This window comes from Dorea sp. 210702-DFI.3.17 (assembly GCF_020560825.1).
In the GTDB taxonomy this organism is placed as follows: Bacteria; Bacillota; Clostridia; order Lachnospirales; family Lachnospiraceae; genus Dorea; species Dorea formicigenerans.
The window spans coordinates 25,019-32,675 of record NZ_JAJCNB010000028.1 but is presented as its reverse complement, the minus strand read 5'-3'; the positions used below and the strand labels follow the sequence as shown (position 1 = coordinate 32,675).

Annotated in this window: 8 protein-coding genes and 2 tRNA genes; all 10 read right to left on the bottom strand. The window is 43.2% G+C overall.

Features of this window, described 5'->3' with window-relative positions; translation table 11 throughout:
- Positions 1-194: 194 nt before the first annotated feature.
- Positions 195-284: transfer RNA gene (locus LI149_RS11895), tRNA-Ser, on the bottom strand.
- 295 nt (positions 285-579) lie between these two features.
- A complete protein-coding gene (locus LI149_RS11890) occupies positions 580-1,890 on the bottom strand; it encodes a CD225/dispanin family protein (protein ID WP_117607049.1) in 1,311 nt (436 codons plus the stop codon).
- A 14-nt stretch (positions 1,891-1,904) separates the two neighbouring features.
- Positions 1,905-2,369 carry a DUF2752 domain-containing protein gene (locus tag LI149_RS11885; protein ID WP_117607050.1) on the bottom strand — a complete coding sequence of 155 codons (465 nt, stop codon included), beginning with the start codon at positions 2,367-2,369 and terminating at the stop codon, positions 1,905-1,907.
- A 55-nt stretch (positions 2,370-2,424) separates the two neighbouring features.
- Positions 2,425-2,510: transfer RNA gene (locus LI149_RS11880), tRNA-Ser, on the bottom strand.
- A 124-nt stretch (positions 2,511-2,634) separates the two neighbouring features.
- Entirely contained in the window at positions 2,635-3,363 is a 729-nt protein-coding gene (gene ispD / locus LI149_RS11875) for a 2-C-methyl-D-erythritol 4-phosphate cytidylyltransferase (RefSeq protein ID WP_227143400.1), read from the bottom strand.
- Positions 3,364-3,447: 84 nt separating this feature from the next.
- The gene (gene tsaD, locus LI149_RS11870; RefSeq protein ID WP_005332131.1) at positions 3,448-4,470 is read right to left on the bottom strand and encodes a tRNA (adenosine(37)-N6)-threonylcarbamoyltransferase complex transferase subunit TsaD; all 1,023 of its coding nucleotides are present in this window, start codon (positions 4,468-4,470) and stop codon (positions 3,448-3,450) included.
- A 34-nt stretch (positions 4,471-4,504) separates the two neighbouring features.
- Positions 4,505-5,413: a ribonuclease Z gene (locus tag LI149_RS11865; protein ID WP_005332132.1), complete on the bottom strand. Its 909-nt coding sequence runs from the start codon at positions 5,411-5,413 to the stop codon at positions 4,505-4,507.
- A 95-nt stretch (positions 5,414-5,508) separates the two neighbouring features.
- Positions 5,509-5,736 (bottom strand): hypothetical protein, encoded by a 228-nt coding sequence (locus LI149_RS11860; RefSeq protein ID WP_005332133.1) that lies wholly within the window; start codon positions 5,734-5,736, stop codon positions 5,509-5,511.
- Between the two features lie 263 nt (positions 5,737-5,999).
- Complete coding sequence (locus tag LI149_RS11855; protein ID WP_173786545.1) at positions 6,000-6,518, bottom strand: GNAT family N-acetyltransferase; 519 nt, start codon at positions 6,516-6,518, stop codon at positions 6,000-6,002.
- A 57-nt stretch (positions 6,519-6,575) separates the two neighbouring features.
- Positions 6,576-7,601, bottom strand: coding sequence for a low specificity L-threonine aldolase (locus LI149_RS11850; protein WP_173786546.1), 1,026 nt, complete (start codon positions 7,599-7,601; stop codon positions 6,576-6,578).
- Positions 7,602-7,657 lie beyond the last annotated feature (56 nt).

The following is a 7,657-nucleotide window of genomic DNA, read 5'->3' as shown; positions in this document are numbered from 1 at the left end:
AGCGACAGCTTATTTATATTATCACATTCACAATCGCTTGTCAACAACTTTTTTAAATTTATTTTTCACTCTCTTTACATTAGACATCTCTGTCTTGTAAATTAGCTTTATTAGAATATCACGTTCATCGACATTTGTCAACAACTTTTTTATTCTATTTTCATCTTCTATCTTGTAATAAGATATCGGATTAACGGAGAAAGAGGGATTTGAACCCTCGCGCCGCTATTAACGACCTACTCCCTTTCCAGGGGAGCCCCTTCGGCCAGCTTGGGTATTTCTCCAAATTGACTTCTCAAAAATTCATTTTTAAATTCGATTTAAAAATTTACTTTCAATTTCTTTAAAATTTATTTTCAAATCAGTCCGTTGATTACTATACAATATCTCGTCACATTTGTCTAGTCCTTTTTTTAATTTTTTTGTAACTTTTTGTATGCACTCCGCTGAACAATGAATATGCCTCCTGACAAGTTCTTTCTTAAGAAAGCAAAAAATGTCTGACATGCAAAGAGTCTCTCACCCTCACATACCAGACATTTATTATTATTTTATACTTTACTTTTTAGTTTATAGCTCTTATTGACCAAAGTTTTGCATAGTCATTGTGCATACAAGTCCAGACTCTGCGTCAAAGTCAATCTCGCAGCTCTTGTAGTAACTGTCACCTGAATACCAGCTATACATAGACAGACTGTCTCCGTCATATGTGTCATCTGCTTCTCCATAAGCTCCAGTTACTGCATCTTTTGAAGCACCCATCTGAAGCCCGCCTGGGAATATCACAGTGAGTCCGCCATTTTCCAGATCATAGTCATCTACAGAAACGCCACCGATCAGGCAGTCTTTTACTTCCATCGCTGTATCTGTATTGTTGATTGCATATGCCATAATCTCATTATCATTGGCATCCTCGAAATAAACCAACTCATATTCGTTAGCATTCACCATATAATTTTCCGCTGTATAATCCGTATCCATACTCAGACCTGCTGCCTCAATATCGGCTTTTGTGCATGGAAATGTCAGGACTTTATCATTGATCTGTACTGTATAACTGTCCCAGCTTGTGCCAAGTTCACCGCTGGCTACTGCCGGTTCTGTACTCTTTGCTGCTTTATCTGACTTATCACTGTCATCCGCTTTTTTAGAATCATTCTTATCTTCGATTACATTTTCCACAACATTAGATACCGGATCGTCGTCGAAATCGCTGCTTCCAATTCCAATCACAATTGCAAATATAATATAAAAGATAGATACTACAAGCGCAGCTACTGTTCCGATAATCGTAAACATCTTCGCTTTCTTTGCTGCATTCTGCGCTCCGGCATAATCTCCACTTCTCTGTAGAGAATTGATTTTGCAGGCATATACAATTGCCACAATGCCCAGTGGCAGACAGCACAGTAATGTTGAAATGATAGCGAATATTAAATAGGTTGTTCCATTGATCGGCTTCTGCGGCTGACCATAAGTCCCATTATTAGCATTATAATCTGCAGACGTGTTCTGTCCTGTACTTCCATACTGGTACGGGTTCTCGTTATTCTGTCCTGCGCTTCCATACTGGTATGGGTTCTCGTTATCCTGTCCTGCGCTTCCATACTGATATGGGTTCTCGTTATTCTGTCCTTCACTTCCATACTGGTACGGGTTCTCGTTATTCTGTTCCGCACTTCCATACTGATATGGATTCTCATTCTGTGCTCCACTTCCATTATCTGTTCCTGGCACGCCATATTCATAAGGATTCTGGTTTTCCTGCTGCTTCGCTTCTGCTGATTGTTCTGACTGTTCCTGCTTCTCCTCCGGCTCTACCGGTGCGCCACATGACGGACAGAACTTTGATTCTTCCGGCAAATCATTTCCGCAAAATTTACACTTCATACTCATTCCTCCTTTTATCTGACCCTTGTCGGGGATAGTAACACAAATGGATATGCATTTACATTTCTCAATACTCCGTATATCAGTATAACTGCCAATATTGTCCATAGTATCCACATCGGTATCTGGCGGCTTATGCTTTCTCTGCCTGTAAATAGCCACTGGCACGCGCATAATGCCAGGTATGCGCCTATCCACGGCAACAAAAGTACAAGCAACGGGTTATAGCGAAATGCCTGATAAATCTGACCGTGCAAAATGCAATAGCATGCGCGACCTGCTCCACACCCCGGACAATAATAACCAGTCAGAGCGTAAATAATACATATCAACCATTTTGTATCTTTAGGACTATGATAATATAAAAATCGGCTTTCAGCAAGCATTATTGATAATATAGCTGCTGATAAAATCAGGCGGAACTGCCACTTGATTCTTCCGTCTTTTTCACAAATGTAATGTTTTATTTTTTGTGTCATTTTTTCCGTCCCCCGTTATGCAAAAAGGAGTTCCGCATCTGCGAAACTCCTAAAACGGAGAGGGTGGGATTCGAACCCACGCGCCCTTGCGGACAAACGGTTTTCAAGACCGCCTCGTTATGACCACTTCGATACCTCTCCATCTATGTAATTGATATCGCTCTGTCAGCGACGATAGTTATCATATCATATACCCATTGCACTGTCAAGAATAATTTTTGATATTTTTTCTTTTTTGTGAACCTTTTTTATGAACCAGCATAAACTATTTATGATATTTTTCTTTGCGTTTCGCAAGAAATACTTTTGCGATTTCCAGATCTTCCGGTGTTGTGATCTTGATATTTTCGTAAGAGCCTTCATATAATTTAACCGGTACTTTCATCATCTGTTCCACTACCATAGCGTCGTCAGTGATATTATCCGGCACCTCTTCCATCAGCTTTGCATAAGCATTTTCTATGAGATCTGCCTTAAAAATCTGTGGAGTCTGTACCGCCCAGATTAATTTTCTTGGCGGTGTATTCACTGCAAACTGATCTGCATCCACCAGTTTGACCGTATCTTTGCTCGGCATTCCGGCTACACAGGCACCGAATTTTTCTACATTTTCATATCCACGCGTAAGAATCTGCTCGTCCACGAACATTCTGGCACCATCATGAATGAATACGTATTCCGGCTGTTCTTTGAGAGCATGAAGTCCGCGTAGTCCTGCCCATACAGAATCATAGCGTTCTTTTCCACCTGGGATGACCGAGCGTACTTTTGTAAGCTGATACTTTTCTACGATCTCGTCACGGACCCAGTTTTCCTGCCCTTCACCTACTACAAGTACAATATCATCGATGATCGCGGATTTTTGAAATGCATCCAAAGTATAAAAAATGATTGGTTTTCCGGATAATTCAATATACTGTTTTTGTATGGCGGTTCCCATACGTTTCCCCTGACCGGCAGATAATACGATTGCCGTACATTTCTTCTTATCCATATATTTCCCTCATTTTCCTCGTTTATATTGACGTTCTTATTCTTAATTTCTGTATCTGCTTTTACGTATTGCCTTAAGGTTCTTCTACCGTTCGCCCAGTTTCAGATTCGGCACTGCATTGAGATCCCATCCGCTTCTTGTGCCGTTGATATACTCATAGTAAGCTGCCACGCCAATCATTGCTGCATTGTCGGTACAGAAAATCGGAGACGGATAATAGAATTCTACCCCTCTCTTTTCGCACGCCTCTTTCATGGCTGCGCGAAGTGCGCTGTTGGATGCAACACCACCGGCAATCGCCAGCTTGTCCACATGAAATTCTTCCACTGCATGCATCGCATTTGCCACAAGAACATCTGTCACGGCTTTCTGGAACGATGCTGCAATATCTGCCTGGTTGTATTCGATTCCTTTCATCTGGCAGCCGTTGATATAGTTCAGAACTGCGGATTTCAGACCACTGAAGCTAAAGTCATATGGTGCATCTTCAACGTGTGCGCGTGGAAATGCAATGGCTTCTGGGTTTCCTTCTTTGGATACTTTATCAATCTTTGGTCCGCCCGGATACCCAAGTCCGATCGCGCGTGCGACTTTATCAAATGCTTCTCCTGCCGCATCGTCTCTTGTGCGTCCGATAATGTCAAATTTGCCATAATCTTTGACTCGCACAAGATGTGTATGTCCTCCTGAAACGACCAGTGAGAAAAATGGCGGTTCCAGATCTTTGTGCTCAATGAAATTTGCTGCAATGTGTCCTTCAATATGATGCACTCCGACTAATGGTTTCTTTGCTGCATATGCGATGGCTTTTGCCTCTGCTACACCGACCAGAAGTGCGCCTACAAGCCCCGGTCCGTAAGTAACTCCGATGGCAGTAATATCGTCTAATGTAACATTTGCCTCATCAAGAGCCGCCTGTACGACCTGATTTATCTTCTCTATATGCTTTCTTGATGCAATCTCCGGCACAACACCTCCGTAGAGAGTATGCAGTGCGATCTGGGAAGAGATTACATTTGAAAGAACTTCTCTTCCGTTCTTTACGACTGCTGCTGCCGTCTCATCACAGGAGCTTTCAATTGCAAGAATCAATACATCTTCTTTCATATTCTATCCCTTCAATCTTCTGAATTCATTTTCATTAATCTGAAAATGTCAGTTCTACCGTTCGTTTATCTTTTGCTGCTATGGAATTCGGGAAGATTTTCTTCACCTCGTCCATATATTCTTCCGGGTGCGTCAGCGACGGACTATAATGCGTCAGCCACATTTCTGCGACTTCTGCTTCTTTTGCAAGCTGCGCTGCCTCGTAAAATGTCATATGCTTGTATTCTTTTGCTTTTTTCAGCTTATCCTTCTCACCGTACATTCCTTCGCAGATAAATAGATCGGAACCTTTCGCGTTGTTGCGGATAGAGTCCGTCGGTCTCGTATCTGTGCAGTATGTCAGTTTAATTCCTTTTCGCGCAGGTCCAAGAACCATGTCCGGTGTGTATAAATTGTCTCCGTCCTGGACATTTTCACCTTTTTGCAGACTGCCCCAGAACTTCTGCGGAATTGCCGCTTCATTTGCACGATCCACGTCGAACTTCCCGGCGCGGTCGATTTCCATCGTGTAGCCATAGCAAGTAACGTTATGATTTACGCGAAATGCTTTCAGGCGATAGCCATTCATCTCAAATATCTGCTCCGGCTGTGTGATTTCGATGTATTTTATCTGAAATGGCAGTTCCGGCGCAATAACGCGAAGTGAGTTGACTACCCGCTCCAGTCCTTTCGGTCCAATCAGAGTCAACGGTTCCGTGCGGTCTGCATTTCCCATAGTCAGGAGCAGGCCCGGGAGTCCGCTGATGTGGTCGCCGTGGTAATGTGTGAAGCAAATCACATCGATGGGTTTGAAACTCCAGCCTTTTTCTTTTATTGCAATCTGCGTACCTTCTCCGCAGTCAATTAGAAGACTGCTGCCGTTATATCTCACCAGAAGCGAGGTGAGCCAGCGGTACGGGAGGGGCATCATGCCGCCCGTTCCCAACAAACATACGTCTAACATATTTTACCTCTTATCCGGAACCGCCAGGCAAATGTCCTGCCGGTCCGCTTGTTTTTGATTTTCTTCAGCGTCCGGATATTCGTGCAGACTCTGAATCAGATTTTTATTTTAAATTCGCTTATAATTTCATCGTAGCACTGCTCGCAGAGGTCAAATTCGTCCAGCCGGTTGTCTTTTTCCGAGAAATAGCCCCAGCGCTTGGATACTTCCAGTACGTCCTCGCGGGGAACCCCTTGGATTACCGGAATACTTCTGCCACAGCGGTTACAGATGATCTTATCGATTTCTTTTGTTTCTTTTACAGTTGTATGATACTGGCGCATACAATTCCTCCTTGAAGTCTAGTGTGCCTGTGTGGAAAATGTGTGGTATCTGCCACCCGGGCACCGGATTGATTCATTACGCCTATATTATATCTGGTCAGATGCGCATTTCCCAGTGGGAAGTGTTGGAGCATCTGCCAGTTCATTTCCAACTTCATTTTTCATGCAGCCGCGCCTAGCTTTTGGACAGGCTTCAGGCTCGGTCGCTGCCTAGCTTTTGGACAAGCTTCAGGCTCGATCGCTGCCTAGCTTTTGGACAGGCTTCAGGCTCGGTCGCTGCCTGAAGTTTCGACTTCACAACTCATAAGTATAGCATCTTCCGGCGGGTTTGCATAGAAATTCTTTCGCACACCGTCTTCGACAAATCCTGCGGCCTTGTAAAAATGTATTGCTGTTTCATTGGAAATACGAACATCCAACAGCCATCTTGTAATATTCTGCTCGTAACTAAATGCACGCATTTTTTCAAGAAGTCTTACAGCCAACCCCTGCCGGCGATGTTGCGGAGATGTCGCAATTCTGGCGATTTCTCCCTCATCTAACACATAATAAAAAATCACATAGCCAAGGAGTTGTGGCTTGCCTGCATGCTCCGGCGCCGTTGAAGCGCAGGAGCATGGCGGCGCTTGTCTGCTTATAATACTCCAAATCCGTGCCTGAGGATTTTCAAGCGTATCCCTGATACTTTTTTCACTCCATGGATCCGGAAAGATATCGGATTCCAGCGCTGCAATCTCAGAAATATATTGCTGTTGGTCTTTTTTTATTTCTATTATTTCCATATCTTCTATCTTTTGGTTTTTCTATATTGCTTCTAGGCTCCATCTTATTATAGCTTCTTAAATATCCTGGATCAGCTCGTCTATTGCTTCTTCACTTGTTGCCCAACTTGTACAGAAGCGCACTGCCGCATAGTCTTCATCTATCTGTTCCCAAAAACTAAACTGATATTTCTGTGCTAATTTTTCGCGGTCTTTCTTTGACAAAATCGGATACTGCTGGTTCGTGTAAGAATCAAAATACATTTTATATCCTTTTTCAAGAAATGCATTTTTTAACTTCATAGCTAATTTGTTTGCGTGAGCTGCAATTTTGAAATATAAATCGTCTGTAAACAATGTATCAAACTGGATTCCCAGAAGACGTCCTTTGGCCAACATTGCTCCACTCTGCTTCATGCAGTAACGAAAATCTTTCTTAAGAGCGGATTTTGTGATTACGACTGCCTCGCCGAAAAGTGCTCCTACCTTCGTTCCCCCAATATAAAATACATCTGTATTTGCTGCAATATCTGCCAGTGTCATGTCTGATTTTTCAGACATTAATCCATATCCCATTCTTGCTCCGTCCATGAATAATGGCAGGCCAAGTTCTTTACAGGTTGCGTAAAGTTCCTGTAATTCAGACTTGCTGTAAATTGTTCCATTTTCCGTCGGATGGGAAATGTAGACCATGCCCGGCTGTACGATGTGCTCATGATCTGCGTCATTCCAGTGCGCATCGTAATATGCGCGCACCTGTGATGCTGTAATTTTTCCGTCTTTGCTTGGAAGTGCCAGGACTTTGTGTCCAGTTGCTTCGACCGCGCCTGTTTCATGCACGTTGATATGACCGGTCACTGCTGAAATTACGCCCTGATACGGACGGAGGATTGAACGGATCACTACATAGTTCGTCTGGGTCCCTCCTACCAGAAAATGTACATCTGCCTCTGGTGCATCACAGGCTTTTTTGATTTTTTCCCTTGCCTGCTTACAATATTCATCTTCACTATATCCAACCGTCTGCTCCAGATTCGTCTCCACCAGACGTTCCAGAATCTGTGGGCATGCGCCCTCTTCATAATCACACTGAAACTGAATCATTTCTTCAATACCTCTCATGTTGCTTTTTCTATATTATAGTTGCATGGGTTTTCAAC